At 67.0% G+C, this 26,859-nt stretch carries 19 protein-coding genes and 1 tRNA gene; 7 read left to right on the top strand and 13 right to left on the bottom strand.

What is annotated here, in order from left to right:
• Positions 1-73: 73 nt before the first annotated feature.
• The 9 genes from lon to K5880_RS17480 all read right to left on the bottom strand — a co-directional run bounded on the left by lon (position 74) and on the right by K5880_RS17480 (position 12,192).
• A complete protein-coding gene (gene lon / locus K5880_RS17520) occupies positions 74-2,506 on the bottom strand; it encodes an endopeptidase La (protein WP_297655267.1) in 2,433 nt (810 codons plus the stop codon).
• 98 nt (positions 2,507-2,604) lie between these two features.
• Entirely contained in the window at positions 2,605-3,870 is a 1,266-nt protein-coding gene (gene clpX, locus K5880_RS17515) for an ATP-dependent Clp protease ATP-binding subunit ClpX (protein WP_297655264.1), read from the bottom strand.
• Positions 3,871-3,980: 110 nt separating this feature from the next.
• Entirely contained in the window at positions 3,981-4,598 is a 618-nt protein-coding gene (clpP, locus tag K5880_RS17510) for an ATP-dependent Clp endopeptidase proteolytic subunit ClpP (RefSeq protein ID WP_297655261.1), read from the bottom strand.
• A 178-nt stretch (positions 4,599-4,776) separates the two neighbouring features.
• A complete protein-coding gene (tig, locus tag K5880_RS17505) occupies positions 4,777-6,087 on the bottom strand; it encodes a trigger factor (RefSeq protein WP_297655258.1) in 1,311 nt (436 codons plus the stop codon).
• 73 nt (positions 6,088-6,160) lie between these two features.
• Positions 6,161-6,247 (bottom strand) — tRNA-Leu (locus K5880_RS17500).
• Positions 6,248-6,352: 105 nt separating this feature from the next.
• Complete coding sequence (locus tag K5880_RS17495; protein ID WP_297655255.1) at positions 6,353-7,003, bottom strand: aspartate/glutamate racemase family protein; 651 nt, start codon at positions 7,001-7,003, stop codon at positions 6,353-6,355.
• Positions 7,000-9,597, bottom strand: coding sequence for a TRAP transporter permease (locus tag K5880_RS17490; RefSeq protein ID WP_297655252.1), 2,598 nt, complete (start codon positions 9,595-9,597; stop codon positions 7,000-7,002). Before K5880_RS17490 ends, K5880_RS17495 begins: the two co-directional genes overlap by 4 nt.
• A 116-nt stretch (positions 9,598-9,713) precedes the next feature.
• On the bottom strand, positions 9,714-10,688 hold the full coding sequence (locus K5880_RS17485; protein WP_297655249.1) for a TAXI family TRAP transporter solute-binding subunit: 975 nt from the start codon (positions 10,686-10,688) through the stop codon (positions 9,714-9,716).
• A 145-nt stretch (positions 10,689-10,833) separates the two neighbouring features.
• Positions 10,834-12,192, bottom strand: coding sequence for an aspartate aminotransferase family protein (locus K5880_RS17480; RefSeq protein WP_297655246.1), 1,359 nt, complete (start codon positions 12,190-12,192; stop codon positions 10,834-10,836).
• Between the two features lie 155 nt (positions 12,193-12,347).
• Between K5880_RS17480 and K5880_RS17475 the strand changes: the two genes are divergently transcribed.
• Positions 12,348-13,640 carry a D-amino acid dehydrogenase gene (locus tag K5880_RS17475; RefSeq protein WP_297655244.1) on the top strand — a complete coding sequence of 431 codons (1,293 nt, stop codon included), beginning with the start codon at positions 12,348-12,350 and terminating at the stop codon, positions 13,638-13,640.
• Here K5880_RS17475 and K5880_RS17470 read toward each other — a convergent pair.
• From K5880_RS17470 to K5880_RS17460, 3 genes are all read right to left on the bottom strand, one after another.
• Positions 13,600-14,499 carry a LysR substrate-binding domain-containing protein gene (locus K5880_RS17470; protein WP_297655241.1) on the bottom strand — a complete coding sequence of 300 codons (900 nt, stop codon included), beginning with the start codon at positions 14,497-14,499 and terminating at the stop codon, positions 13,600-13,602. The genes K5880_RS17475 and K5880_RS17470 overlap by 41 nt on opposite strands.
• A 323-nt stretch (positions 14,500-14,822) precedes the next feature.
• Positions 14,823-17,984, bottom strand: coding sequence for an efflux RND transporter permease subunit (locus tag K5880_RS17465; protein WP_297655238.1), 3,162 nt, complete (start codon positions 17,982-17,984; stop codon positions 14,823-14,825).
• An 8-nt stretch (positions 17,985-17,992) separates the two neighbouring features.
• Positions 17,993-19,114, bottom strand: coding sequence for an efflux RND transporter periplasmic adaptor subunit (locus tag K5880_RS17460; protein WP_297655235.1), 1,122 nt, complete (start codon positions 19,112-19,114; stop codon positions 17,993-17,995).
• Positions 19,115-19,233: 119 nt separating this feature from the next.
• Between K5880_RS17460 and hpnC the strand changes: the two genes are divergently transcribed.
• Entirely contained in the window at positions 19,234-20,157 is a 924-nt protein-coding gene (hpnC, locus tag K5880_RS17455; RefSeq protein ID WP_297655232.1) for a squalene synthase HpnC, read from the top strand.
• Positions 20,158-20,172: 15 nt separating this feature from the next.
• On the opposite strand, the gene K5880_RS17450 is transcribed toward hpnC, so the two are convergent.
• On the bottom strand, positions 20,173-20,613 hold the full coding sequence (locus K5880_RS17450) for a nucleoside deaminase (protein WP_297655229.1): 441 nt from the start codon (positions 20,611-20,613) through the stop codon (positions 20,173-20,175).
• 170 nt (positions 20,614-20,783) lie between these two features.
• On the opposite strand from K5880_RS17450, the gene K5880_RS17445 reads away from it, so the two are divergent.
• The 5 genes from K5880_RS17445 to K5880_RS17425 form a co-directional block, all read left to right on the top strand.
• Positions 20,784-21,830 carry a LacI family DNA-binding transcriptional regulator gene (locus K5880_RS17445; protein ID WP_297655226.1) on the top strand — a complete coding sequence of 349 codons (1,047 nt, stop codon included), beginning with the start codon at positions 20,784-20,786 and terminating at the stop codon, positions 21,828-21,830.
• Positions 21,827-23,317 (top strand): xylulokinase, encoded by a 1,491-nt coding sequence (gene xylB, locus K5880_RS17440; RefSeq protein WP_297655223.1) that lies wholly within the window; start codon positions 21,827-21,829, stop codon positions 23,315-23,317. The genes K5880_RS17445 and xylB overlap by 4 nt, the downstream gene beginning before the upstream one ends.
• Positions 23,318-23,348: 31 nt before the next feature.
• Positions 23,349-24,716, top strand: coding sequence for a xylose isomerase (gene xylA / locus K5880_RS17435; protein ID WP_297655220.1), 1,368 nt, complete (start codon positions 23,349-23,351; stop codon positions 24,714-24,716).
• A 23-nt stretch (positions 24,717-24,739) separates the two neighbouring features.
• On the top strand, positions 24,740-25,810 hold the full coding sequence (locus tag K5880_RS17430) for a sugar phosphate isomerase/epimerase (RefSeq protein ID WP_297655217.1): 1,071 nt from the start codon (positions 24,740-24,742) through the stop codon (positions 25,808-25,810).
• A partial coding sequence (locus tag K5880_RS17425; RefSeq protein WP_297655214.1) for a Gfo/Idh/MocA family oxidoreductase occupies positions 25,807-26,859 on the top strand: 1,053 nt, incomplete at its 3' end. The genes K5880_RS17430 and K5880_RS17425, both read left to right, overlap by 4 nt.

Below are 26,859 nucleotides of genomic sequence, written 5' to 3'. Positions count from 1 at the left end.
TCCGAGTGTTCGTCGGAAACCGTGATTCTAGCCTAAAAATTTAGGTGTTTTCAAGCGCTCCGAATTTTTTTGCTCAGTGCTTCACAGCATCCGGCACGGCTGCCGGCTTGCTCACGCTGGCGGCCGCAATCTGTGCCGCCACTTCCTCTTCGGTCAGCGGAACGGGTTGGCGTTCAAGGGCAATCGAGAGTACCTTGTCGACCCACTTCACGGGCACGATCTCAAGCCCTTGTTTCACGTTGTCCGGAATCTCCGCGAGGTCCTTCACGTTCTCTTCCGGGATGATCACAGTCTTGATGCCACCCCGCAGCGCGGCCAGCAGCTTTTCCTTCAATCCGCCGATGGCGGTCACCTCGCCACGCAGCGTGATCTCACCCGTCATCGCCACATCGGCGCGCACGGGGATACCGGTGATGGCCGACACCAGCGCAGTGGTCATGGCGGCACCGGCACTCGGGCCGTCCTTGGGTGTGGCGCCATCCGGCACGTGAATGTGGATGTCGCGCTTGTCGAACTGCTCGTCCTTGATACCCAGCAGGCGCGCCCGGCTGCGAACCACGGTGCGGGCGGCTTCGACCGACTCCTTCATGACGTCACCGAGCGAGCCTGTTCGCGTGATCACACCCTTGCCAGGCATCGTCGCGACCTCGATGGTCAGCAGATCCCCCCCCACCTCTGTCCACGCCAGACCAACGACCTGGCCGACCTGATTCTGGGCCTCAGCACGACCATAGCTGAACTTGCGCACACCCAGGAATTCGCTCAGATTTTCGGCGTTGACCACCACGGTGGGTGTGTATTTCTTCAGCAGCAAGCCCTTGACCACCTTGCGGCAGATCTTGGAGAGTTCGCGTTCCAGCGACCGCACACCGGCTTCACGTGTGTAGTAGCGCACGATGTCGCGCACTGCCTCCTCTTGCACTTCGAGCTCGCCCTCCTTCAGGCCGTTGTTCTTGAGCTGCTTAGGCAACAGATAGCGCATGGCAATGTTGGTCTTCTCCTCCTCGGTGTAACCCGAAAGGCGGATTACCTCCATCCGGTCCAGCAAGGCTGGTGGAATGTTCATCGAATTCGAGGTGGCAACGAACATCACATCGGACAGGTCGAAGTCGACCTCGACATAGTGGTCTCCGAAAGTGTGGTTCTGCTCCGGGTCGAGAACCTCGAGCAGTGCACTGGACGGATCGCCGCGAAAGTCGGTACCGAGCTTGTCGATTTCGTCCAGCAGGAACAGGGGATTGCGTGTGCCCACCTTGGTAAGGCTCTGAAGGACCTTGCCAGGCATGGCGCCAATGTAGGTGCGACGGTGTCCGCGGATCTCGGCCTCGTCGCGCATGCCGCCCAGGGCCATGCGGACATACTTGCGCCCGGTGGCCTTGGCCACCGACTGCCCGAGCGACGTCTTGCCCACGCCGGGCGGGCCAACCAGGCACAGGATGGGCGCCTTGACCTTGTCCACGCGTTGCTGGACCGCGAGGTATTCGAGGATGCGATCCTTGACCTTCTCCAGGCCGTAGTGATCCTCGTTGAGCACCGCTTCGGCATGGGCCAGATCGTGCTTGATCTTGGTCTTCTTGCTCCAGGGCAGACCCACCAGTGCATCGATGTAGTTGCGCACGACGGTCGCTTCAGCCGACATCGGTGACATCAGCTTGAGCTTCTTGAATTCGGCATCGGCTTTCTTGCGCGCCTCAGCGGGCATCTTGGCCAGCTTGATCTTCTTCTCGATCTCTTCGATGTCGGCACCCTCTTCACCCTCGCCCAGCTCCTTCTGGATCGCCTTGACTTGCTCATTCAGGTAGAAGTCGCGCTGGTTCTTCTCCATCTGGCGCTTGACGCGGCCACGGATTTTCTTGTCGACGTTGAGGATGTCCACTTCGCGTTCGAGCTGCTCGAACAGGTTCTCCAGGCGCTTGTTGACCGGATCGAGATCGAGCACCACCTGCTTGGACTCGAGCTTGAGCGGCAGGTGCGCGGCGATCGTGTCGGCCAGTCGACCCGGGTCGTCGATGCTGGAGATGGAGGTCAGAATCTCGGAAGGGATCTTCTTGTTGAGCTTGACGTACTGGTCAAACTGTTGCATCACCGCGCGGCGCAGAGCTTCGAGTTCGTTGGACTGCACATCGGATCGCTCAAGACCTGGGTCGACAGGGTTCACGTTGGCCACGAAATGGCTCTCGCCGTCCCTAATATCCAGAACCTTGGCACGCTGCACGCCTTCGACCAGCACCTTCACGGTGCCGTCGGGAAGCTTGAGCATCTGCAGGATCGTGGCCACGCAGCCCATCTCGAACATGTCCTCGGTCGAGGGTTCGTCCTTGGCCGCAGCCTTCTGCGCGACCAGCATGATGCGGCGCTCGGACTCCATGGCCGCTTCGAGCGCCTTGATGCTCTTGGGCCGTCCCACGAAGAGCGGGATGACCATGTGCGGAAACACCACCACGTCGCGCAAGGGCAGCAGCGGAAGCTCAACCGGAGTACTGGGGAGGGGGGTCTGTCCGGACATTTCAACCTCGACTAAAACGGGTAAATGGGGTCGGTGCGGGCGATCTCAACCGGACGCATCCGTGGCGGGTTGGCAGGCCTAGGCCCGGCAAGCAGGTGTCAGGCCTGCTTGGCCGCTTCGCGGTACACCAGCAGAGGCGGCTTGCTTTCGTCGATGGTCGATTCGTCGACCACCACCTTTTCAACATTGCTCATGCCGGGAAGATCGAACATGGTGTCGATCAGCGCATTCTCCAGAATCGATCGCAGACCACGCGCGCCCGTCTTGCGCGCCAGCGCCTTGCGTGCAATCGCCTTGAGCGCGGCGGGCCGCACTTCGAGCTCTGCCCCTTCCATGGCCAGCAGTCGCGAGAACTGCTTGACCACCGCATTCTTGGGTTCGGTGAGGATTTCGACCAGTGCGTCTTCGCTGAGTTCCGACAGGGCTGCGATGACAGGAACACGGCCCACCAGCTCGGGGATCAGACCGAACTTGATCAGGTCCTCCGGCTCGATTTCCTTGAAGGCTTCGGTGAGGCTGCGTTGCTGCTTGCTCTTGACCATCGCACCAAAGCCGATACCGGAGGCCTCGGTCCGGTTCTCGATGATCTTTTCCAATCCGGCAAATGCACCACCGCAGATGAACAGGATGTTGGTCGTATCCACCTGCAGGAAGTCCTGGTTGGGGTGCTTGCGACCACCCTGGGGCGGCACAGAGGCCATCGTGCCCTCGATGAGCTTGAGCAACGCCTGCTGCACACCCTCGCCCGAGACATCCCGGGTGATCGACGGGTTGTCCGACTTGCGCGTGATCTTGTCGATCTCGTCGATGTAGACAATGCCCTGCTGGGCGCGCTCGACGTCGTAGTTGCAGCTCTGCAGCAGCTTGGCGACGATGTTTTCAACGTCCTCGCCCACGTAGCCAGCTTCGGTCAGCGTGGTGGCGTCGGCCATGACGAACGGCACATTCAGCATGCGCGCCATGGTCTGCGCCAGCAGGGTCTTGCCGGAACCCGTCGGGCCGATCAGCAGGATGTTGCTCTTGGCCAGCTCCACATCGTCCTTGCGGGCGCCTTGCTTGTGGCGCAAGCGCTTGTAGTGGTTGTAAACCGCCACCGCCAGCGCACGCTTGGCGGCCTGCTGGCCAATGACGTAGTTGTCCAGATTGGACTTGAGCTGCGCGGGCGTTGGCACATCATCACCAGTGGCCTTGACCGACTCAAGGCCGGGCAGCTCATCACGAATGATGTCGTTGCACAGGTCGATGCATTCGTCGCAGATGAACACCGAGGGGCCGGCGATCAGCTTCTTGACCTCGTGCTGGCTCTTGCCGCAAAACGAGCAGTAGAGCGCTTTTTCACTGGAGGCGGCTTTTTTGTCGGCCATAGATTGGGGAGGTCGGATGAAGCGGTAACAACAATGATAGTTCAAGCCCCGAGAGGGCCAAACGGGCAAAAAGCGCCCGTTTTGGCGCCGTCTCCCGGGTTTGGACGACCTCAGGTCGTACCCGGGCGCCTGTCGATCACCTTGTCGATCAGGCCGTACTCGGCCGACTCCGCGGCCGAGAGGTAGTAATCGCGTTCGGTGTCACGCTCGATCTTCTCCAGCGGCTGGCCGGTGCGCTCGGCCAGGATCTTGTTGAGTTGCTCGCGCGTCTTGAGGATCTCCCGGGCGTGGATCTCGATCTCCGTGGCCTGCCCCTGGGTACCGCCCAGCGGCTGGTGGATCATGATCTTGGAGTTCGGCAGAGCGAAGCGCTTGCCCTTGGCGCCAGCGGCCAACAGGAAGGCCCCCATGCTAGCGGCCATGCCCACGCACAGCGTGGAAACGTCCGACTTGATGAAGTTCATGGTGTCGAAGATCGCCATGCCGGCGCTGACCGACCCGCCGGGGGAGTTGATATAGAACGAGATGTCCTTGTCGGGGTTTTCACTTTCCAGGAACAGCAGTTGCGCGACCACCAGGTTGGCCGACTGGTCATTGACCGGACCGACGAGGAAGATCACGCGCTCCTTGAGCAGACGCGAATAGATGTCGTAAGCACGTTCGCCCCGGCCCGACTGCTCGATGACCATGGGCACCATGCCCAAACCTTGAATGTCCATTGCGCTCATGCGTTTCTCCATGTATTGATGCTTTTCACGACGCTACTGTAACCAACCGCTTGAAGCCCCATGCCGCCCGGGTTGAAGACCGGAATGGCTGCGGGGATGCGGGTGACCACAGATGGGGGGTCCGACGAAAAAAGAAAGGGCGGATTGCTCCGCCCTGCTACACCGCCCCCCGGGGCAATCAGGACTGCGCCATCAGATCGTCGAAGCTGACGGTCTTCTCGGTGATCTGCGCCTTGGACAGCACGAATTCGGTCACATTGTTCTCGATCACGATTGCTTCGACCTCCGCCATGCGGCGGTTGTCGCCCTGGTACCAGCGCACCACGTCGGCGGGTTTCTCGTAGGACGCTGCCAGTTCCTCGATGTGCGCCTTGATCTGCTCGGGCTTGGCGTGCAGTTCGTTGGCGCGCACCAGTTCGGCCACCACCAGGCCCAGACGGACGCGGCGTTCGGCCTGGGGGCGGAACAGTTCCTCGGGAATCGGCGCCTTGTCGGCATCCTTCACGCCGCGCTGCTTCAGATCGGCTCGCGCACCTTCGACCAGGCGGTCCAGCTCCGACTGCACCACCGACTTGGGCAGGTCCAGCTCGGCCTTGGACACCAGCGCATCCATGACCGCCTGCTTGTTGCGGGCCTGCAGACGGAACTTGACCTCGCGCTCAAGGTTCTTGCGGATGTCGGCGCGCAAGCCTTCCACCGTGCCGTCGGCAATGCCCAGCGCCTTCGCCAGCGCGTCGTCCACTGCAGGCAGATTGGCCGCCTCGACCTTGTTGACGGTCACCAGGAAGTCGGCGGTCTTGCCAGCCACGTCCTTGCCGTGGTAATCGGCCGGGAAGGCCAGCGGAAACGTCTTGGACTCGCCGGTCTTCATGCCGCGCACGGCATCTTCGAATTCCTTGAGCATCTGGCCATCGCCAATGATGAACTGGAATGCCTCGGCCTTGCCGCCTTCGAAGGGCTCGCCGTCGATCTTGCCGGCAAAGTCGATGGTGGCGCGGTCGCCGTCCTGCGCGGCCTGGTCCTGGGCGCGCTGCGCAAAGGTGCGGCGCTGCTTGCGCAGAATGTCCAGCGTGCGGTCGATCGCGGCGTCGTCGACGGCGGCCAAGACCTTTTCAACGGCGGCGGTGGACAAATCATCGATCTTCACTTCCGGGTACACCTCGAAGACCGCGTCGAAGGTCAACTGGCCCTCGGGAGCGCCTTCCTTTTCGGTGATCTTGGGCTGGCCCGCCACGCGCAGTTGCGCTTCGTTGGCGGCGCTGTTGAAGGCCTCGCCCACCTTGTCATTCATGACCTCGTAGTGCACCGAGTAGCCATAGCGCTGGGCCACCACGTTCATCGGCACCTTGCCAGGACGGAAGCCATCCATCTTCACGTCGCGCGCGATGCGCTTGAGGCGGCTGGACACCTCGTTCTGGATCACATCGGCCGGCAGCGTCAGCGTGATCTTGCGCTCGAGCTTTTCCAGGGTTTCAACGGTCACGGTCATGGCTTTCTCCAAATGGGTGTCGGTCAACCAGCCTCTCTGGCCGACCCGGGGGAAGTGTTCGTCGTCTGTGGTGTGGTGCGCGGGGGGGGACTCGAACCCCCACACCATTGCTGGCGTCAGGACCTAAACCTGGTGCGTCTACCAATTTCGCCACCCGCGCGCCTCGCGGGGTAACCGGCGTTGCGCGAAAGAGCGCTGAGCGACCGGTTGCCCACCTCACGGCAACCTTCGATTGTAGCCGCTGGACCTGGTCCGACAGGCGGCCTCAGCCCTCCAGCCGATGGCGCAAGGCGCGCACGGCACTGCCTGGCGTAGTGAGCACGGGCAGTCCGACAGCCCGGTGCACGCCGATCTGGGCACGCGCCATGCTGAACTGCGACAGCGCGATCACGTCACAGCCCTGCGCCACCAGCCAGCGCGCCGCTTCCACCACCCGTTCGTCGTGACCGGCATCGTCACCGCGGTTGAGCGCGTCCATGGCACCTTCAGCCAGGCAGGTGAGCAGTTCGGTACCGGGCGGGAACTCCTGCGGCATCGAGACCAGCGTCGGAGCAAAGGACGCCACCAGCCCAATGCGGCCACCGCGCGCCACGGCCACGGCTTCCGCGACCATGGCTTCGTTCGGCTTGAGCACGGGCATGTGGGGGCGTCGCGCAGCCACCGCCTCGATGCAGGGTCCGAACGCAGAGCAGGTGAACAGAATGGCTTGCGCACCGGTACCTTCGGCATAGGCCGCCAGGGCTTCGAAGCGCTGGTGCATCGCCGCATCCAGCCCGGCGCCGCTGCGCGCCAGGTCGGCGGAAAGGCTGTCGTCCAGCAGGTTCATGCGCACCGCCTCCGGCCATGCCCGGCTCAACTCTTCGTTGATGGGGGCCACAGAATGAGCGAGCGCATGAATCAGGGCCAGACGCGTCACGCAGCGCTTCCTCCCACGGGCTGGGCACTGCCCTTGCGCGGTCGGCGCAGCCGCTGCAGACCCATCACCACCAGCAGCAGCAGCACCGCCGGCAGGAACATCCATTCCTTGGGTGGGCGCTCCGTCGCCACTTCTGCCGAGACGATGCGGAAGCCCTGCTCCATGCCGAGCTTCTCGGCCCGGCTGCCGAACTTGACGCCCGAGATCAGCAGCTCGTCACCCTGGGCCACCACGCTCACGCCTGCGCTGGCCAGACGTTCGCGCGCCGGTGCCTGCGGCCCCAGGGGCAGCAGCACGCCCTTGCGGATGTCGTCACCGTTCAGGTTGGTGCCCTCGATCCACAGGCGCTTGCCGGTGTTTGCCGGGGCCGCCTCGATCAGCTCGGACATCCTGGACGCCGGCACCTGCTCATAAGGTGGATAGACCATGTCCCACCAGAAGCCAGGCCGGAACAGCGTGAAGGTGACCAGCAGCAGCGCCAGCGACTCGTACCAGCGCGACCGAACGACGAAGTAGCCCTGCGTGGCGGCCGCAAACACGAGCATGGCAACCACCGCACTCGTCACCGTGAGAATCAGATGGAATGGCCCGGTGAGGCCGATGAACAGCAACTGCGTATTGAAGATGAACAGGAACGGCAGGATGGCCGTGCGCATGCTGTAGGCAAAGGCGGTGATGCCGGTCTTGATCGGATCGGCGCGGGCGATGGCCGCGGCCGCGAACGAGGCCAGGCCCACCGGCGGCGTCACGTCGGCCATGAGGCCGAAATAGAACACGAACAGGTGCACCGCGATCAGAGGCACGATCAGGCCACTTTGCGCGCCCAGCTCCACCACCACGGGCGCCATCAGCGTGGACACCACGATGTAGTTGGCGGTGGTGGGCAGGCCCATGCCCAGGATCAGGCTGATCAGCGCCACCAGCACCAGCATCAGCATGAGATTGCCACCCGAGAGCAGTTCCACCAGCTCGGTCATGACCAGACCGACGCCGGTGAGCGACACCGTGCCGACGATGATGCCCGCCGCCGCTGTGGCCACGCCGATGCCGATCATGTTGCGTGCGCCCGTGGCCAGGCCATCGACCAGGTCCATGAAGCCTTGGCGGGTGGCCTCGCCCAGCTGGCCCTGGCCTCGAAAGGCCGCCGTGATGGGCTTTTGCGTGAGCATGACGAAGATCATGAACATCGTGGCCCAGAACGCCGAGAGGCCGGGCGACATCTGCTCGACCATCAGGCACCAGATCAGCACCACCACAGCCAGCAGGTAGTGCAGCCCGGACTTCACCGTAGGCCCGGTCTCGGGCAGCTCGAACACCGGTGCGTTCGGATCATCCAGCGCCAGTTCCGGCTGTCGGGCGCCAAACCGCAGCAGGCCCACGTACGCGGCCAGCAGGCCCACGCCCACGATCCAGATGGCGGCATCGCCCGCCACGTCCTTGATCCAGCCAATACCCCAGTACACGGCGCCCGCGAGCGCGAAGAAGCCGGTCAGCGTGAGAGCGAACGAGAGCAGGCGTGAGCCCGGCGTGGCTGTGCCACGCCGGGGCAGCCCGACCATGTTGGCCTTGAGCGCCTCCAGGTGCACGATATAGATCAGCGCGATATAGGAAATGATCGCCGGCAGGAAGGCGTGTTTCATCACCTCGATGTAGGGAATGCCGACGTACTCCACCATCAGGAACGCCGCCGCGCCCATCACCGGCGGCATGATCTGACCGTTGACCGAGCTCGACACCTCGACCGCGCCGGCCTGGTCGCCCCGATAGCCCACCCGCTTCATGAGCGGGATGGTGAAGGTGCCCGTGGTCACCACATTGGCGATGGACGACCCCGAGATGATGCCCGTCGCCGCCGACGAAAGCACCGCCGCCTTGGCCGGACCGCCGCGCATGTGCCCCAGCAGCGCAAACGCCGACTTGATGAAGTAGTTGCCCGCGCCCGCCTTGTCCAGCAGCGAGCCGAACAGCACGAACAGGAAGATGAAGCCGCTGGAGACGCCCAGCGCGACACCGAAGACCCCTTCGGTGGTCAGCCACTGGTGGCTCATCGCGCGATTGAGCGAGAAGCCGCGGTGGGCAATCATGTCGGGCATGTACGGCCCGCCAAAGGTATAGACCAGGAACACCAGGGCCACGATAACCATGGGCAGCCCCAGCACACGGCGCGTGGCTTCGAGCAACAGCACCATGCCCACGGCGGCGGTGTACACGTCCATGTCCGTCGGCTGTCCGGGGCGCGTTGACAACTCCCTGTAGAACAGGAACAGGTACGCCGCGCAGAACGCGCCCACGATGGCGAAGACCCAGTCCGTCACGGGCACATAGGTGCGTGGCGAACGTTTGAACGCGGGATAGGCCATGTAACCCAGGAACACCGCGAAGGCCAGGTGGATGGCGCGCGACTCTGTGTCGTTGAACACGAACACCCCCAGGGTGAACGGCAGCGGCGAGGCGATCCAGAGCTGGAACAGCGACCATGCGATCGCCAGGTACAGCAGAAAGCGGCTCATCCACGGGCCCGGGGCCCGCCCGCCGGTGTCGTTGTCGGCCACCAGTTGATTGACGTCGACGTCGGTTGGTGTGGGCTGGTTCATGCGTTCCTCGATTCTTCGTTTTCCCGTTGCACAGCGGACAAAAACAAAAAAGCCCTGACAGGTCAGAGCTTTCTTGCGCGCTTCAGTCCCTCAAGACCTCGGCCCCGGATGGATGATCACATCCAGCCTTTTTCCTTGTAGTACTTCACCGCACCGGGGTGCAGGGGCGCCGACAGGCCGTCCTTGATCATGTTCTTCGGGTCCAGCGCGCCGAACGCGGGATGCAGCTTCTTGAACTCGTCGAAGTTCTCGAACACCGCCTTGACCAGCTCGTACACGGCCGCGTCGGATACCTTGGCGGAGGTCACGAAAGAGGCCAGCACGCCGTAGGTGGGCGTGGGGTTGGGGTGGCCGGCATACAGGCCGCCGGGGATGTTGACCTTGGCGTAGTAGCTGTTGGCGGAAACGAGCTTGTCCACGGCCGCACCGGTCATGGGCACCAGCTTGGCGCCGCAGGTGGTGATCGGGTCCTGGATGTTGGCGCTGGGGTGGCCCACGCCATAGAAGAAGCCGTCGATCTTGTTGTCGCACAGCGCGGCGCCGTGTTCGTCGGCCTTGAGTTCGGCGGCCAGGCCGAAGTCGGACACCTTCCAGCCGGCGGTGCTCAGGTACTCCTCCATGGCGGCACGGGTACCGGAGCCGGGGTTGCCGATGTTGAAGCGCTTGCCCTTGAGGTCATCGAACTTGGTGATGTTCGCTTCCTTGCGCGAGAGCACGGTGAAGGGCTCGGGGTGGATGGAGAACACGGCGCGCAGATCGGCGTGCTTGCCATCTTTCTCGAACTGCTTGGCGCCGTTGACGGCGTTGTACTGCACGTCCGACTGCGACACGCCGAAATCGAGCTCACCGGCCTTGATGGTGTTGATGTTGACGACCGAGCCACCGGTGGACTCCACGGAGCAGCGGTAGCCGTGCTTGGCGCGGTCCTTGTTGACCAGGCGGCAGATCGCGCCACCGGCCGCGTAGTACACACCCGTGACGCCGCCGGTGCCGATGGTCATGAATTTCTGCTGGGCCTGGGCCGGTGCCATCGGGGCCATCAGGGCGGCCGCGGCAGCCAGGCTGCTCAGGCAAAGGGGGATCTTTTTCATGGTGAATGCTCCTGCGGTTTCTTGCGTGGATGAAACATCGTGGTGCCCGCACGGGCCGTACACGAAGGCTTTACATGCTAAAGCAAGCACCGTGCTCACTCTGCATTCTTGAGCCCGGGTTTACCCCGAGGGGCATGCAAATGCCTCATGAAGTCAGGCCGATGTCAGCCTGCGCCACCGCGCGATCGATTGCCACGGCCAGGCGCGCCACGATCTGTTCCAGCTCGGCGGGCGTGCTGATGAAAGGCGGCGCGAGCAGCACGTGGTCGCCACAGCGACCGTCCACCGTGCCCCCCATCGGGTAGACCATCAGGCCAGCGGCCATGGCCTCGCTCTTGATGCGCGCGTGCAGCTTGTGCACCGGGTCGAACCAGCGCTTGCTGGCGCGATCGGCCACCAGCTCGACGCCCCGGAACAGGCCGCGTCCGCGGATGTCGCCCACGTGAGGATGGTCACCGAAGGTCTGTTGCAGCAGAGCCTGCAACTGTTGACCACGCTCGCGCACCTGGGACAGCAGGCCATCGCGCTGGATCACGCGCTGCACCGCCAGTGCCGCCGCGCAGGCCACCGCATGCCCCAGGTAGGTGTGGCCGTGCTGGAACAGGCCGCTGCCCTGGCGGAAAGCCTCCACCAGCTTCGACTGCGCCAGCACCGCGCCGATGGGTTGGTAGCCGCCGCCCAGGCCCTTGGCGATGGTGATCAGGTCGGGCACCACGCCTTCCTGCTCGCACGCATGCAGCGTGCCGGTGCGGCCCATGCCACACATCACCTCGTCCAGGATCAGCAAAATGCCATGGCGGTCGCAGAGCTCGCGCACGCCCTTGAAGTAGCCGGGCACCGGCGTGAGCACGCCAGCCGTGGCCCCACCCACGGTCTCGGCCACGAAGGCCATCACGTTCTCGCCCCCCAGGCGATCGATGGCGTCGGACAGCTCGACCACCAGGCGCTGGCCGTACTGCTCGGCGGTTTCGTCGGTGCGTCGGTCGCGGTATTCGTAGCACGGCGCCACGTGGGTCACATCGATCAACAGCGGCTTGAACTGCTCGCGCCGCCAGGCGTTGCCGCCCACTGCCAGCGCACCCAGGGTGTTGCCGTGGTAGCTCTGGTGGCGCGCGATGAAATGGCGGCGCTGCGGCTGTCCGATCTCCACGAAATACTGGCGCGCCATCTTCAGCGCGGCCTCCACCGCCTCGGAACCGCCACTGACAAAGTACACATGGCTCATGCCCGCGGGAGCGGTGTCGATCAATTGATCGGCCAGCTCCTCGGCCACGGCGGTCGTGAAGAAGCTGGTATGGGCATAGGCCAGCTGGTCGATCTGCGCGTGCATGGCGGCAATCACGTCCGGGTGACCGTGGCCAAGACACGAGACCGCGGCGCCGCCCGACGCGTCCAGATAGGCCTTGCCACTGGCGTCGGTGATGGATATGCCCTGCCCGCTCACGGCGACAGGCAAGGCGTGGCGCAACTGGCGGTGGAACACGTGGGTGGGTGCGGTGGTCATGTGGCAATGAACAGGTGGTGAACGACAAGCGCAGTGTAGGCAGCGGGGCGCCGGCGCAGAAATGCCTTTTTGACCCCGACCCATGAGTTCGCGGCATGGGTGACGGCGCGATCGGCATTTTTCCGCCCGGGCCGTTTTTCCTACAGTGGACCGCCATGAACCCCCATGCCGACAAACCCCTCCATGTGTGCGTGCTCGGCGCCGGCATCGTTGGCCTGGCCACGGCCTGGCAACTGCATCAGCAGGGCCACCGGGTCACCGTTCTCGACCGCGCCCGGGCTGGCTCCGGTGCCAGCGCCGCCAATGGCGCGCAACTGAGCTACGCCTACGTGCAGCCGCTGGCCGATCCAGGCATCTGGCGCCAGTTGCCCCGGCTGCTGCTGGCCGACGATTCGCCGTTGAAGCTGCGCCTGCGGCCCGACCTGCACCAGTGGGTGTGGGGCCTGCAGTTTCTCGCCGCCTGCCGCACCCCCGTGTCGCTGCGCACCACCGCAAGCCTGCTCGCGCTGGCGGCAGAGAGCCGCGCGGGGTTTGAACGGCTGATGAACGAGGAGCGCATTCAATGCGACTTCTCCACCACCGGCAAGCTCGTGCTCTACCCGGATGCCACCAGCTTTTCGTCCGCGCGCCGGCAGATGCAGTTGCAACAGGCGCTGGGTGGCAGCCCGCAGCACGCGCTCTCGCCCATCGAAAGCGTGGCCGTGGAGCCCGCGCTGGCCAGTTACGCGGGCCGCTTCGCAGGCGCCGTCCACACCCCCGGCGAGTGCGCGGCCGATTGCCACAAGGTCTGCCTCGAACTGCAGCGCCTGCTGCAGGCGCGCGGCGTGCGCTTCGCATTCGACACACCGGTCACACAGTTGCGGCGCTCGGGTGGGCGTGTGGTGGCGGCGGAAACGCCCCAGGGCGCGATCGAGGCCGACGCCTTCGTGGTCGCGCTGGGCACGGCCTCTCATCCACTGGCGCGTTCGCTGGGCCTGCGCGTGCCGGTCTACCCGCTCAAAGGCTACAGCCTCACGGTGGACGCGAGCGATGCACCCGGTGCCACGCCGCGCGTGAGCGTGACCGACGCGGCGCGCAAGGTGGTGTTCGCGCGCATCGGCCAGCGCCTGCGCGTGGCCGGCATGGCCGAACTGGTGGGCGAGGACATGAGCATTCCGGCCGACCGCGTCGCCTCGCTCGTGGCAACCGCGCGCGCGCTGTTCCCCGAAGCCAGCCGCTACGAGGAACTGCGGCCCTGGGCCGGCCTGCGCCCAGCCACACCCACCGGCCTGCCGGTGGCGGGTCGGCTGCGCGGGGGGCCGTCCAACCTGCTGTTCAACACCGGGCACGGTGCGCTGGGTTTCACCCTGGCCTTCGGCAGCGCGCAGCGCATCGCCGCGCAGCTGGCACCGCCGCGCAAGGTGGCGATCAGGCCGTTTCCTGCAGCGCCTGCTGCATGCAGCGCGTGAAGGCGCGGGTGGTGAGCGAATTCGGCCGCGCGGTGGGCCGCAGCATGTGCACGGCGGTGGCCACGGGCGGCTCCAGCGTCAGCACATCGACCTTGCTGCGGTCGGCCGAAGCGGCGGTGCAGCCCTCGACCATGGCCACGCCCACGCCGTGGTGGGCCAGCGCCAGCGCCACGTGGTAGGTCTGCACGGTCATCACCTCCTTCAGCCCGGCGCCGCTGTCGCGCACCGCGTGCGCCAGCAGCACGCCCAGCGGGTCCTGGCCGTCGAGCGCGATCACCGGCAGCTTCGCGAGCTGCGCCACCGTGATCGTGCCGGCCCTGACCTGGCGCGGCGCCAGCAGGCCCCTGGGCACCACGCAGGCCACCTTGCGGTCGGCCAGTTGTTCCTGCACCAGCGCCGGGTGCGAGACCGCGCTGAACACGTAGCCCACGTCGGCCTCCTGCAGCACGAGAGACGAAACGATCTGGGGTGAATGCAGCGCCTCGTGGTGGACCACCACGCTCGGGTGTTTTTCGCGGAACAGGCGCATGGCACGCGGAAACACCTCGTAGCTCAGCGCCAGCACCGTGAGCACACGCAATTCACCCTTGCCGCGACCGGCCTTGAGGCTGGCCGAGAGGCGCTGCACCTCGTCGAGCTGAGCAAACAGGCGTTCAATGTGCGGGTACAGCGTCTGCGCCTCGACCGTGGGCTTGAGCCGCCCGCCCACGCGCTGGAACAGCTGAAAGCCGAGCTGGATCTCGGCGTGTTGCAGCGTGCGGCTCACCGCAGGTTGCGTGACGTTGATCATGCGCGCGGCCGCGCTCACGCTGCCGGTGAGCATCACCGCGTTGAAGACTTCAATGTGTCGGAGGCGCATGGGTCTTATTGTTGACCATGCCCGGGTTGTCGCCGGCTGGAGCGGTCATCGGCGCGGGCGGGGGGAGGGCTCCGCTCATGTCCCCCGAACCGGCTTCGCCGGTTCTCCTCCTTGACTTCGCTGCGCCCTCCCCCCGCCCGCGCCGATGGCCTTAGGGCATTCGAGCCGTTCGCGCGCCACCCCTGTCTCTGGCCCGGAGGCGGTTGGCGCTCTGCGCAGCGTAATCAAGGTGGAGGCGGCCTCCCGCCGCCAGGGGACATTCGCGGAGCAGAGCGCCAACCGCCTCCGGGTCCGCGAGGTCCTGGAAAGAAAGGAAATGCAATTCAGGCGGGCCGCCGAACCCGGAACCACGCCGCATACATCGCCGGCAAGGCCAGCAAGGTCAGCACCGTCGCCACGATCAGGCCACCCATGATGGCCACCGCCATCGGCCCCCAGAACACACTGCGCGACAAGGGAATCATCGCCAGCACCGCCGCCGCAGCCGTCAGCACGATCGGGCGCATGCGCCGCACGGCCGCCTCCACGATCGCGTCCCAGGCCGGCACGCCGCGCGCGCGATCCTGCTCGATCTGGTCGATCAGGATCACCGAATTGCGCTGGATCATGCCCATGAGCGCGATCACGCCCAGCAGCGCCACGAAACCGAACGGCCGGTTCAGCAGCAACAGCGCCGCTGCCACGCCCGCCATGCCCAGCGGGCCGGTGAGGAACACCAGCATGGAACGGCTGAAGCTCTGCAACTGCAGCATGAGCAGCGTGAACACGATGAACAGCATCACCGGGATGCCGACCGCGATCGACGCCGAACCCTTGCTGCTCTCCTCCACCGCCCCCGCCACCTCGATGCGGTAGGCACCCAGGCCACGCGCGGCCCAGCCGTCGCTGATCACCTTGAGCGCCGGCTGCAATTCGGCCGTGACGGTCGCGCCCTGCAGGCCCTCGACCACATCGCCCTGCACGGTGATCGCATAGTCGCGGTTCTCGCGCCAGACCACGCCCGGCTCCCAGTCGAACACCGGTGTCGCGATCTGCAGCAGCGGAATCGCCTGGCCGCTGGCCGTGGGCAGGTAGGCGTTGGCCAGATCGGTGATGGCGTCGCGCTCGCTGAGCGGCTGGCGCAGCACGATGTCGATCAGCTTGTCGCCATCGCGGTACTGCCCCACCGTGGTGCCCGAGAGCAGCGTGCGCGCGGCCTGCGCGATCGACTGGCTCGACACGCCCAGCGCACGCGCCTTGACCTGGTCAACCTCCAGGCGCAGCTTCTTCACCGACTCGTTCCAGTTGTCGTTCACGCCGCGCATGTTGGGGTTCTCGCGCATCGCCTGCTTGACTTCATCGGCCAGGGTGCGCAGCTGGGTGGGGTCGGTGCCGACCACGCGGAACTGCACCGGGTACGGCACGGGCGGGCCGTTGGGCAGCAGCTTCACGCGCCCACGCACCTCGGGGAATTCGGTCGCCAGCAGCGCCGGCAGGGCCATGCGCAGGTGCTCGCGCGTCTTCAGGTCCTGCGGCAGCACGATCAGCTGCGACACGTTGGTCTGCGGAAAGATCTGGTCCAGCGGCAGGTAGAAACGTGGCACGCCCGAACCCACCCAGGTGGTCACGCTGCGCACGCCCTCCTCGGCCGCCAGGCGCTTTTCCAGCCGGCGGCTCACCTCGTCCATGGCGCGCATGCCGCTGCCCTCGGGCAGCCAGATGTCCACCAGGATCTCCGGGCGGCTCGAATCGGGGAAGAACTGCTGCTGCACCTTGCCCATGCCGGCGATGCCGAGCACGAAGGTCAGGATGGTCGCGCCGATGGTCAGCCAGCGGTGCTGCACGCACCAGTCCACCACGGCACGAAAGCGCACGTAGAACGGGCCGTCGAACACCTCGTGCACCTCGCCCACGTGTGGCTTGACCTTGAGCAGCACCACGCCCAGGTAGGGCACGAACATCACCGCCACCACCCAGGAGATCACCAGCGCCAGCACCGTGACCGCGAAGATCGCAAAGGTGTATTCGCCCGTGAGCGAGTTGGCCAGGCCGATCGGCAGGAAGCCCGCCGCCGTGATCAGGGTGCCGGTCAGCATGGGCATGGCGGTGGCATCCCAGGTGAAGGTGGCCGCGCGCACCATGCTGTAGCCCTCTTCGAGCTTGCGCACCATCATCTCCACCGCAATGATGGCGTCGTCCACCAGCAGGCCCAGCGCGATGATGAGCGAGCCCAGCGAGATCTTGTGCAGGCCGATGCCCCAGTAGTTCATGGCCAGGAAGGTGATGGCCAGCACCAGCGGGATGGTGATGAACACCACCAGGCCGGGGCGCATGTCCAGCACGTAGCGGCGCAGGCCCTTGCCGCCCGGGCGCCGGTGCAGGCCCAGCGCGAGGAAGCTCACCGCGAGCACGATCACCACCGCCTCGATCAGCACCTTCACGAACTCGTTGACCGAGGTCGTCACGGCGCTGGGCTGGTCCTGCACCTGCGCCAGCGTCATGCCCGCGGGCAGTGTGGCCTCGATGCCCGCCACGGTGGTCTTGAGCGCCTCGCCCAGGGCGATGATGTCGCCGCCCTTGGCCATGGAGATACCCAGGGCGATGCTGTCCTTGCCGTCGTGGCGCACCATCACCTGCGGCGGGTCCGCGTAACCCAGGCCAATCTCCGCGATGTCGCCCAGACGGATCTGCGTGCCGCTGGCGGCACGGATCGGCATGGCGCGCAACTGCTCCACCGAGTTGAAGGCCCCGGCCACGCGCACCTGCACCACGTCACCCGGGGTCTGCACGCTGCCGGCCGATTCGACCGCGTTCTGCTGGCCCAGCGCATCCAGCACCTGCTGCAGGTTCAGCCCGAGCGTGGCCAGGCGCTTCTGCGAGATCTCGATATAGAGCTTTTCGTCCTGCTCGCCGAACAGCTCGACCTTGCTCACGTCGGGCACGCGCAGCAGTTGCTGGCGCACCTCGTCGGCGACCTGCTTCTTGTCGGCGGGCGAAAAACCCTCGCCCTGCAAGGCGTAGATCACGCCATAGACGTCACCGAACTCGTCGTTGAAGAACGGCCCCTGCACACCCTGGGGCAGCGTGCCGCGCATGTCCCCGATCTTCTTGCGCGCCGTGTACCAGACCTGCGACACCTCGCGCGGGGGCGACGAGTCCTTGAGCTGGAAGATGATGAGCGTCTCGCCCGGTTTGGAATAGCTGCGGATCTTGTCCGCGTAGGGCACTTCCTGCAGCGTCTTCTCGATCCGGTCGGCCACCTGCTCTGCCATCTGCTCGGCAGTGGCGCCGGGCCAGAAGGCCTGCACCACCATGGCGCGGAAGGTGAAAGGCGGGTCTTCGTCCTGGCCGAGCTGGAAATAGGCCGCCACGCCCAGCACCATCAGCACGATCATCAGGTAGCGCGTGAAGGCCTGGTGGTCCAGCGCCCACTGCGAGAGGTTGAAGCGCGAAACCCAGGAAGCGGGGTGGTCGGGGGTCGTCGTGCTCGAGGTGGCGTCGTTCATGCCGGGCCTCATCGCGTGGCGGCGGCGTCGAATCGCGTGACCTTCTGGCCTGGCGAGAGCACGTGCACCCCCGTGGCCACCACCTCCTCGCCCGGCTTGAGGCCGGCGGCGATCACCATCTGGTTGCCGTCGGCGCCCGCCACCTGCACCGCGCGCGGTTGCACCGTGCTGGCGCTGGCGTCGTACACCCACACCGCCGAGCCCGAACGGTCTCCCTCATCCGAGCGCATCAGCGCGGTGGTGGGCAGCTTGATCACGGCCGGCGCCGCGGTCGTCGTGGCGCCGCCCAGCGTCACGTAGGCGGTAGCACCCAGGGGAACGGCCGCGTCGTCGGGCAGCGAGAGCTTGACCTGGTAGGTGCGCGTGGCCGCGTCGGCACTGGCAGCCACCTCGCGCACCTCGGCGTCCAGCGGTACCACACCGCCCGTGGCGGCGGCACCCGCGCCGGCCCACAGGCGCACCTTCGCCGGCATGCCGGGCTTGATCTGCGTCACACGGTCTTCGGGCACGGCGATGACCACATCGCGCGCACCATCGCGCGCCAGCCGCACAACGGGCGTGCCAGCGGCCACCACCTGGCCCACCTCGGCCTCCACGGCCAGCACCACGCCGGCGCCGTCGGCCAGCAGGCGCGCATAGGCGGCCTGGTTGCCCTGCACCGCACCCTGGGCCTTCGCCTGGCGCAGCGTGGCCTCGGCCGACTGCAGCGTGGCCTCGCGGCGCTGGATCTCCGCGCCACTCACGAAGCCCTGCGCCAGCAGGTCCTGGTAGCGCTTGAGGTCGGCCGCCGCCAGGTCGCGCTGCGTCTGCGCCGCGCTCACCTGGGCCTGTGCCGCCTGACTCGACAGCGCGAGGTCCTGCGCATCCAGCTGTGCCAGCAATTGCCCCGCTTTCACCCGCTGGCCCACTTCGGCCGGGCGCTGTACCAGCTTGCCCCCCACGCGAAAGCCCAGGCGCGATTCGATGCGCGCGCGCACGTCGCCAGCGTATTCGGTGCGTGCGCTGAGCTTGTCGGTGCCCACCGTGAGCAGCTTGACCGAGCGGATCGGCTCCTGCGGCGGCGTGGCGGGTGCGCAGGCCACCAGGGTCAGCGCGACGGTCATGATCAGGACAAAATGCGGTGTTTTCATGGCGATGCAGGCGATGGACTGGCTGGGCTGGAGCGGGAATTCGAGGTCCGCAGGTCTGCCGTATATTAATGACTGACCGGTTAGTAACAAAATTGTAGACCAGAACAGGCCACCGTTTCATGACATCGCCGTCATCCGAACCCGCCCCGCAGCAGCCCCGCTCGCCATTGCCCGGCCTGCCCCTGGCCGATGGGGTGGGCCACTACGAGAACTTCCCTGTCGCGTCCTGGCTCTGCCCGCCCAACCTGCGCCCGGCGGTGGCGGCAATCTACCGCTTTGCCCGCACCGCGGACGACATCGCCGACGAGGGCGAGGCCACGGCCGAACAACGCCTGGCCGACCTGGCGGCCTACCGCGCCGAGCTGCACCGCTGCCTGCAGCCGACCTCGCGATCGACCCTGGCCATCGCCGATGCCGACCTGCGCTGGCCGGGCATCTTCGGCCCGCTCTCGCTGGCGGTTCGGCGCCACGCCCTGCCCGGGGAACTGCTGCACGACCTGCTCAGCGCCTTCGAGCAGGATGTGCGCCACACCGCGAGCGGCCACCGGTACGCCGACAGCGCCGAGCTGCTGGCCTACTGCCGCCTCTCGGCCAACCCCGTGGGCCGGCTGCTGCTGCATCTGTACAGCGTGCGCGAGGAAGTGGCGCTGCAGCAGAGCGACCAGATCTGCAGCGCGCTGCAGCTCATCAACTTCTGGCAGGACCTCAGCGTGGACCTGCCGCGCGGGCGCTGCTACCTGCCGGCCGACGTGCTGCGCCGCCACGGTGTGGGCGTGGCCGATTTCGAAACCCGCCAGAGCGGGGCAACGATGGAGGCCGCCGTGGCCGAGCTCTGCGCCCAGGCGCGCGGCCTCATGCAGCAGGGCGCACCCCTGGTGCACCGCGTGCCCGGCCGCGCCGGCTGGGAACTGCGCATGGTCGTGCAGGGCGGGCTGCGCATCCTCGACGGCATCGCCGCGCAGCAGCACCGCAGCTGGCTGGCGCGCGTGACCCTGCACAAGGGCGATCTGCCGCGGCTGGCCTGGCGCGCGCTGTGGATGTGAGCGCGCGCCAGGAACTCAGGGCTCGCCGATGTCCTCGTTCCAGAGCGTCGGCTCGGCTTCGATGAAGTCGCGCATCAGGTGCACGCAGGTCGCGTCCTGCAGCACCTCCACCGCCACGCCCCGGCCGCGCAGCCACGCTTCTTCGCCCATGAAGGTCTGGTTCTCGCCCACGACCACCTTCGGAATGCCATAGAGCGCGATCGCGCCGCTGCACATCGGGCAGGGCGAGAGCGTGGTGTAGATCACCGACTCCCGGTACACCTGCGCCGGCTGGCGCCCAGCGTTCTCCAGCGCGTCCATCTCGCCGTGCAGGATGGCGCTGCCCTGCTGAACGCGCCGGTTGTGGCCGCGCCCGATGATGCGACCCCGGTGCACGATCACCGAGCCGATGGGGATGCCACCCTCGGCGCGCCCGAGCCGGGCTTCGTCGATGGCGGCCTGCATGAACGGGTCCATGGGATCTCCTTTGCGAACGGCCACCGGTTGGCGGCCTGGTGGCGATTGTGGAGCAGGCTTCATGCCACCCCCCATGCCTGATGACAAAGAGGAGCGAACCTCAAACCGGCTTCAACATTCCGTAGAAACCCCTAATGACATTTCTGAGGTGCGCACCTCAAAATTGCCACATGGACGCCAAACCACCCACCAAGTCGCGCGCCACGCTGGAAGACGTGGCGCAGGACGCCCAGGTCAGCCTGGCCACGGCTGACCGGGTGGTGAACAAGCGCCCCGGCGTGCGCGCGGCCACGGTGGCCAGGGTGGACGCCGCCGTGCGCCGGCTGGGCTACCGGCCCGATCCGTCGGCCGCGCGGCTCGCCCGCTCCCGCCTGCGTCAGGTGGTTTTCCTGCTGCCCGCGGGTGTCAACCGCTTCGTGGACCTGCTGGGCGAACAGATAGAAGCCAACACCGAATGGATGCGCGACCAGCGCATCGAATCCGAGGTGCTCTCGGTCAACGTCTTCAACCCGGGTGAGCTGGCCAAGGCCCTGCTCGCGCAGGAAGGCCGTCGCGATGCGGTGGTGGTGATGGCGCTGGACCACCCGGTCGTGCGCTCGGCCATCGACCAGCTCACGCAGGCCGGCACCGTGGTGATCACACTGGTCTCGGACGTGCCCTCCTCCACGCGCCAGCACTACGTCGGCATCGACAACACGGCCGCGGGCCGCACCGCCGCCACGCTCATCGGCCGTTTCGCCGGCCCCCGCCCCGCCAAGGTGGCCGTCGTGCTCGGCAGCCTCTCGCTGCGCGACCATGCCGAACGCTACTTCGGGTTCAACCAGGTCATGGCGCAGGAACACCCGCACCTGAGCGTGCTGCCCCCGGTCGAGGGCCAGGACGACGCCGCGCGCAACGAGGTGCTGGCCACCCAGTTGCTGGCGGCGCACGCCGACCTCGCGGCGATCTACAGCGTGGGCGCGGGCAACGCGGGCATCTGCCAGGCGCTGCGCGCGGCCGGGCGCGATCAGGACACGGTCTTCGTCGGTCATGAACTCACCGCCGTTTCGCGTGCCGAGCTGCTCAACGGCACGATGGACGCCGTCATCAACCAGGACGCTGGCCACGAGATCCGCTCCGCCCTGCGCGTGGCGCTGGCGCAGTGGTCGCAGGAGCCGGTGATCGCGGACCAGGAGCGCATCCGCATCGACATCTACCTCAAGGACAACCTGCCGTGATCACGCTCGGCCTCGATCTCGGCACCTCCGGCGTGAAGGCATTGCTGCTGGACGGCGACGCCACCATCGCCACGGCCACGGCACCGCTGTCGGTGCAGCGGCCCGCGCCGGGCTGGTCGGAACAGCACCCGCACGACTGGTGGCAGGCCACCGAGCGCTGCCTGGACGAACTGGCCGCCGCGCACCCGCGCGCCATGGCCGCCGTGCGCGGCATCGGGCTGTCGGGCCAGATGCACGGCGCCACCCTGCTCGACGCAAGCCACGCCGTTCTGCGCCCCTGCATCCTGTGGAACGACGGGCGCAGCGGCGCGCAGTGCGAGCCGCTGGAGGCACCGGACCTGCGGCTGCGCCAGATCGCGGGCAACCCCGCCATGGCCGGGTTCACCGCGCCCAAACTGCTGTGGGTGCGCGAGCACGAACCCGAGGTGTTCGCGCGCATCGCCACCGTGCTGCTGCCCAAGGCCTGGCTGCGCTGGAAGCTCACGGGCGAGTTCATCGAGGAGATGTCCGACGCGTCCGGCACCCTGTGGCTCGATGTGGCGCAACGCCGCTGGTCGCCCTCGCTGCTGGCGGCTTGCGGCCTGTCCGAAGCCCAGATGCCGCGCCTGGTCGAAGGCAGCGAAGCCGCGGGCACGCTGCGCGCCGAGTGGGTCCGACGCTGGGGCTTCGCGCAGGCGCCGGTCGTGGCCGGTGGCGCGGGCGACAACGCGGCCGGCGCCGTGGGCGTGGGCGCGGTCGAGCCGGGTGACGCCTTCGTCTCGCTCGGCACCTCGGGCGTGCTGTGGGCCACCACCGCCGGCTTCGCACCCGCCGCCGACCTGGGCGTGCACGCCTTCTGCCACGCCCTGCCCGGCTTGTGGCACCAGATGGGCGTGCAGCTCTCGGCCGCGGCCTCGCTGAGCTGGTGGGCGCGTGTGGCCGGCGCGGGCGAAGCTGCGCTGCTCGACGAACTGGAAGGCTTCGGCCACGGCGGCCCCGCGCCCTGCTGGTTCGTGCCCTACCTCTCGGGCGACCGCACACCGCACAACGACAGCGCCGTGCGCGGCGGCTTCCTGCACCTCTCGGCCGACACCGAGCGGCCCGGCATGACCCAGGCCGTGCTCGAAGGCGTGGCCTACGCCTTGCGCGACGCGCGCGATGCGCTTGCCAGCGCCGGCACGCAGCTGCGCGAGGCCGACCTGCTCGGGGGCGGCGCACGTTCGGCGCGCTGGAGTCAGATCCTGGCCGACGTGCTGGGAATCCCGCTGCACCAGGTCGAGGGCGGCGAACACGGCTGTGCGCTCGGTGCCGCGCGGCTCGCCCGCGCCGCCGCCGGTGGTGGCAGCGACTTTGCCAAGCCCCGGCGTGTGCGCAGCTTCGAGCCCGATCGCTGCCGCATGGCGCTGTACGACGAGGCCTATCCCCGCTGGCAGATGCTCTACCGCCTGGCGCGCCAGGTGAGCGCGCCGCCCGCCTTTCCCTCACCCACGCCCGCCCTGGCCGCGTGATCCACCCACCTTCATCCCACAGCCCCGCCCCATGATGCAGACACTCGATGCCGCGCCGGTGGCCACCGCGCCACACACCGCCTATTTCTCGTTGCGCCAGCCCGTCGCCTTCCGTGGCGAAGGCTTCCAGCCCACGCCCGACGAACCCCTGGCCTACCGCTACTACGACAAGAACCGCCTGGTGCTGGGCAAGCGCATGGAAGACCAGTTGCGCTTTGCCACCTGCTACTGGCACAGCTTCGGCTGGGGCGGCACCGACCCCTTCGGTGAACCCAGCTTCCAGCGGCCCTGGCATGGCGCGGGCGACCCCATGGCCCAGGCACTGCGCAAGGCCGACGCGGCCTTCGACCTGTTCCGCCTGATCGACTCCCCCTTCTTCACCTTCCACGACCGCGACGTGGCCCCCGAAGGCGCCACGCTGCGCGAATCGAACGAGCACCTGCGCCGCATCGAAGCCGTGTTCGAACGCAAGATGGACGAGACCGGCGTGCGGCTGCTCTGGGGCACGGCCAACCTGTTCAGCAACCGGCGCTACATGGCCGGCGCCGCCACCAACCCGGACCCCGACGTGTTCGCCTACGCCGCCGCGCAGGTGAAGAACGTGCTGGAGATGACGCACCGCCTCAAGGGCCACAACTACGTGCTCTGGGGCGGGCGCGAAGGCTACGAGACCCTGCTCAACACCGACCTGAAACGCGAGCTGGCGCAGCTGGGCCGCTTCCTGAACCTGGTCGTCGAGCACAAGCACAGGATCGGCTTCACCGGCCAGATCCTGATCGAGCCCAAGCCGGCCGAGCCGACCAAGCACCAGTACGACTACGACGTGGGCACCGTCTACGGCTTCCTGAAGGCGCACGGGCTGGAAAACGAAGTGAAGGTGAATCTGGAGCAGAACCACGCGCTGCTGGCGGGCCACACGTTCGAACACGAGATCGCGCTGGCCGGCGCGCTCGGCATCCTGGGCTCGCTGGACATGAACCGCGGCGACGAGATGCTGGGCTGGGACACCGACCAGTTCCCCAACAACCTGCCGCAGGTGGCGATGACGATGTACGAGGTGCTCAAGGCCGGCGGCATCGGCCAGGGCGGCCTGAACTTCGACGCCAAGCTGCGCCGCCAGTCGATCGACCCTGACGACCTGGTGTGGGCCCACGCCACCGCCATGGACCTGTGCGCGCGCGCCCTGCTGGTGGCCGAGAAGATGCTGCAGGACGGCGCGCTGCAGCGCCACGTCCAGGCGCGTTACCAGGGCTGGGACACAGAGCGCGGACGCGCCATCCTGCAGGGCGAACGTTCGCTGGAAGCGCTGGCGCGCGAGGTCGAGGCCGACGCCATCGAACCCCAGCCACGTTCTGCCCAGCAGGAACGGCTGGAGCACCTGGCCAACAGCTACTTCTGAACCCCGACAAAGGAGACAACGACATGGCCACCAACATCAAGGGCCCCGGCATCTACCTCGCGCAGTTCGCCAGCGACAGCGCGCCGTTCGATTCCTGGGCGTCGATCACGAAATGGGCCGGCGGCCTGGGCTTCAAGGGGGTGCAGATCCCGTCCTGGGACAAGCGCATCTTCGACATGGACAAGGCCGCCGCATCACAGACCTACTGCGACGAGATCGCCGGCGTGGCGCGCGAGAACGGCGTGGCCATCACCGAACTGGGCACGCACCTGCAAGGACAACTGGTGGCCGTGCACCCGGCCTACGACGAAGCCTTCGACGGCTTCGCCCCCGAGGCCGTGCGCAGGAACCCGACAGCGCGCCAGGCCTGGGCGGTGGAGCAGATGAAGCTCTCGGCCAGGGCCTCGCAGCGCCTGGGCTTGAAGAGCAACGTGAGTTTCCCCGGCGCGCTGGCCTGGCCGTTTCTCTATCCCTGGCCGCAACGCCCGGCCGGTCTGATCGAGGCCGCCTTCGACGAACTCGCCAAGCGCTGGACGCCGATCTTCAACGCCTTCGAGGACGCCGACTGCAACGTGTGCTTTGAACTGCACCCGGGCGAAGACCTGTTCGACGGCACCACCTTCGAGATGTTCCTGGAACGCGTGAACAACCACCCCCGCTGCTGCATCAACTACGACCCCTCGCACTTCCTGCTGCAGCAACTGGACTACCTCGAGTTCATCGACATCTACCACGAGCGCATCAAGGCCCTGCACATCAAGGACGCGGAATTCCGCCCCACCGGTCGCCAGGGTGTGTATTCCGGCTACCAGCCCTGGGTGCAGCGCGCGGGGCGCTTCCGCTCGCTCGGCGACGGGCAGGTGGACTTTGGTGCCATCTTCTCCAAGATGGCGCAGTACAACTACGACAGCTGGGCCGTGCTGGAATGGGAGTGCTGCCTCAAGCACCCGGAAGCCGGCGCGGCCGAAGGCGCTGAGTTCATCCGCCGCCACATCATCCGCGTGACGGAAAAAGCCTTCGACGACTTCGCCGGTGGCGACACCGACCCCGCGCAACTGCGCCGCATGCTCGGGCTGCAGGAGGCCGCGAAATGACGATCGAAGCCGGCTCCGCTTCCGAAGGCGCAGGCCGCCGCATCCGGCTGGGCATGGTCGGCGGCGGTGAAGGGGCTTTCATCGGCGCGGTGCACCGCATCGCCGCGCGGCTGGACGACCACTACGAACTGCTCGCCGGGGCGCTCTCGTCCACGCCCGAGAAGGCCCTGCGCTCGGCGCAGGCGCTGGGCCTGGCGCGCGCCTACCCGGATTTCCGCACCATGGCGCGCGAAGAAGCCGCGCGCGGCGCCGACGGCATCGAGGCCGTGGCCATCGTCACGCCCAACGACCAGCACGCACCCGCCGCCGAGGCCTTCCTGGAAGCCGGCATCCACGTCATCTGCGACAAGCCGGTGACCACCACGCTGGCCGAGGCGCAGCGCCTGCGCGAACTCGCCCGTTCGAAAGGACGCCTGCTGGCCGTGACCTACAACTACAGCGGCTACCCCATGGTGCGGCACGCGCGCAAGCTGGTGCGCGACGGCGCGCTGGGCACGCTGCGCGTGGTGCAGGTGGAGTACGCCCAGGACTGGCTGACCGAGGCACTGGAGTCCAGCGGCCAGAAGCAGGCTGCCTGGCGCACCGACCCGGCGCGCGCCGGCGCGGGCGGCTGCATTGGCGACATCGGCACGCACGCCTACCAGCTGGCCGCGTTCGTGAGCGGCCTGCAGACGCAGTCGCTCTGCGCCGAACTCAGCGCCTTCGTGCCCGGCCGCGCGCTGGACGACAACGTGCAGGTGATGCTGCGCTTTGCCGGTGGCGCGCGCGGCATGCTGTGGGCCAGCCAGGTCGCGCCCGGCAACGAGAACGGCCTGCGCCTGCGCCTCTATGGCGACAAGGGTGGCCTCGAATGGCGCCAGGAACACCCCAACCAGCTGCACTGGTCACCCTTCGGGCAACCCACGCAGATCGTCTCGCGCGGCACCGGCGCGGCCAACGCCGATGCCGCCCGCGTGACGCGCCTGCCCTCGGGCCACCCCGAGGGTTACCTGGAAGGCTTTGCCACCGTCTACGCCGAGATCGCGCAGGCCCTGCGCGCCGCGCGCGAT

Origin of the sequence: Hydrogenophaga sp. (assembly GCF_025699295.1) — a bacterium.
Lineage (GTDB): Bacteria > Pseudomonadota > Gammaproteobacteria > Burkholderiales > Burkholderiaceae_C > Hydrogenophaga.
This window is presented reverse-complemented; position numbering and strand designations above follow the sequence as displayed.

Coding starts and splice junctions, on each gene's coding strand:
- lon (WP_297655267.1), bottom strand. CDS start 2,506: ATGTCCGGACAGACCCCCCTCCCCAGTACTCCGGTTGAGCTTCCGCTG.
- clpX (WP_297655264.1), bottom strand. CDS start 3,870: ATGGCCGACAAAAAAGCCGCCTCCAGTGAAAAAGCGCTCTACTGCTCG.
- clpP (WP_297655261.1), bottom strand. CDS start 4,598: ATGAGCGCAATGGACATTCAAGGTTTGGGCATGGTGCCCATGGTCATC.
- tig (WP_297655258.1), bottom strand. CDS start 6,087: ATGACCGTGACCGTTGAAACCCTGGAAAAGCTCGAGCGCAAGATCACG.
- K5880_RS17490 (WP_297655252.1), bottom strand. CDS start 9,597: ATGAACCAGCCCACACCAACCGACGTCGACGTCAATCAACTGGTGGCC.
- K5880_RS17485 (WP_297655249.1), bottom strand. CDS start 10,688: ATGAAAAAGATCCCCCTTTGCCTGAGCAGCCTGGCTGCCGCGGCCGCC.
- K5880_RS17480 (WP_297655246.1), bottom strand. CDS start 12,192: ATGACCACCGCACCCACCCACGTGTTCCACCGCCAGTTGCGCCACGCC.
- K5880_RS17475 (WP_297655244.1), top strand. CDS start 12,348: ATGAACCCCCATGCCGACAAACCCCTCCATGTGTGCGTGCTCGGCGCC.
- K5880_RS17470 (WP_297655241.1), bottom strand. CDS start 14,499: ATGCGCCTCCGACACATTGAAGTCTTCAACGCGGTGATGCTCACCGGC.
- K5880_RS17465 (WP_297655238.1), bottom strand. CDS start 17,984: ATGAACGACGCCACCTCGAGCACGACGACCCCCGACCACCCCGCTTCC.
- K5880_RS17460 (WP_297655235.1), bottom strand. CDS start 19,114: ATGAAAACACCGCATTTTGTCCTGATCATGACCGTCGCGCTGACCCTG.
- hpnC (WP_297655232.1), top strand. CDS start 19,234: ATGACATCGCCGTCATCCGAACCCGCCCCGCAGCAGCCCCGCTCGCCA.
- K5880_RS17450 (WP_297655229.1), bottom strand. CDS start 20,613: ATGGACCCGTTCATGCAGGCCGCCATCGACGAAGCCCGGCTCGGGCGC.
- K5880_RS17445 (WP_297655226.1), top strand. CDS start 20,784: ATGGACGCCAAACCACCCACCAAGTCGCGCGCCACGCTGGAAGACGTG.
- xylA (WP_297655220.1), top strand. CDS start 23,349: ATGATGCAGACACTCGATGCCGCGCCGGTGGCCACCGCGCCACACACC.
- K5880_RS17430 (WP_297655217.1), top strand. CDS start 24,740: ATGGCCACCAACATCAAGGGCCCCGGCATCTACCTCGCGCAGTTCGCC.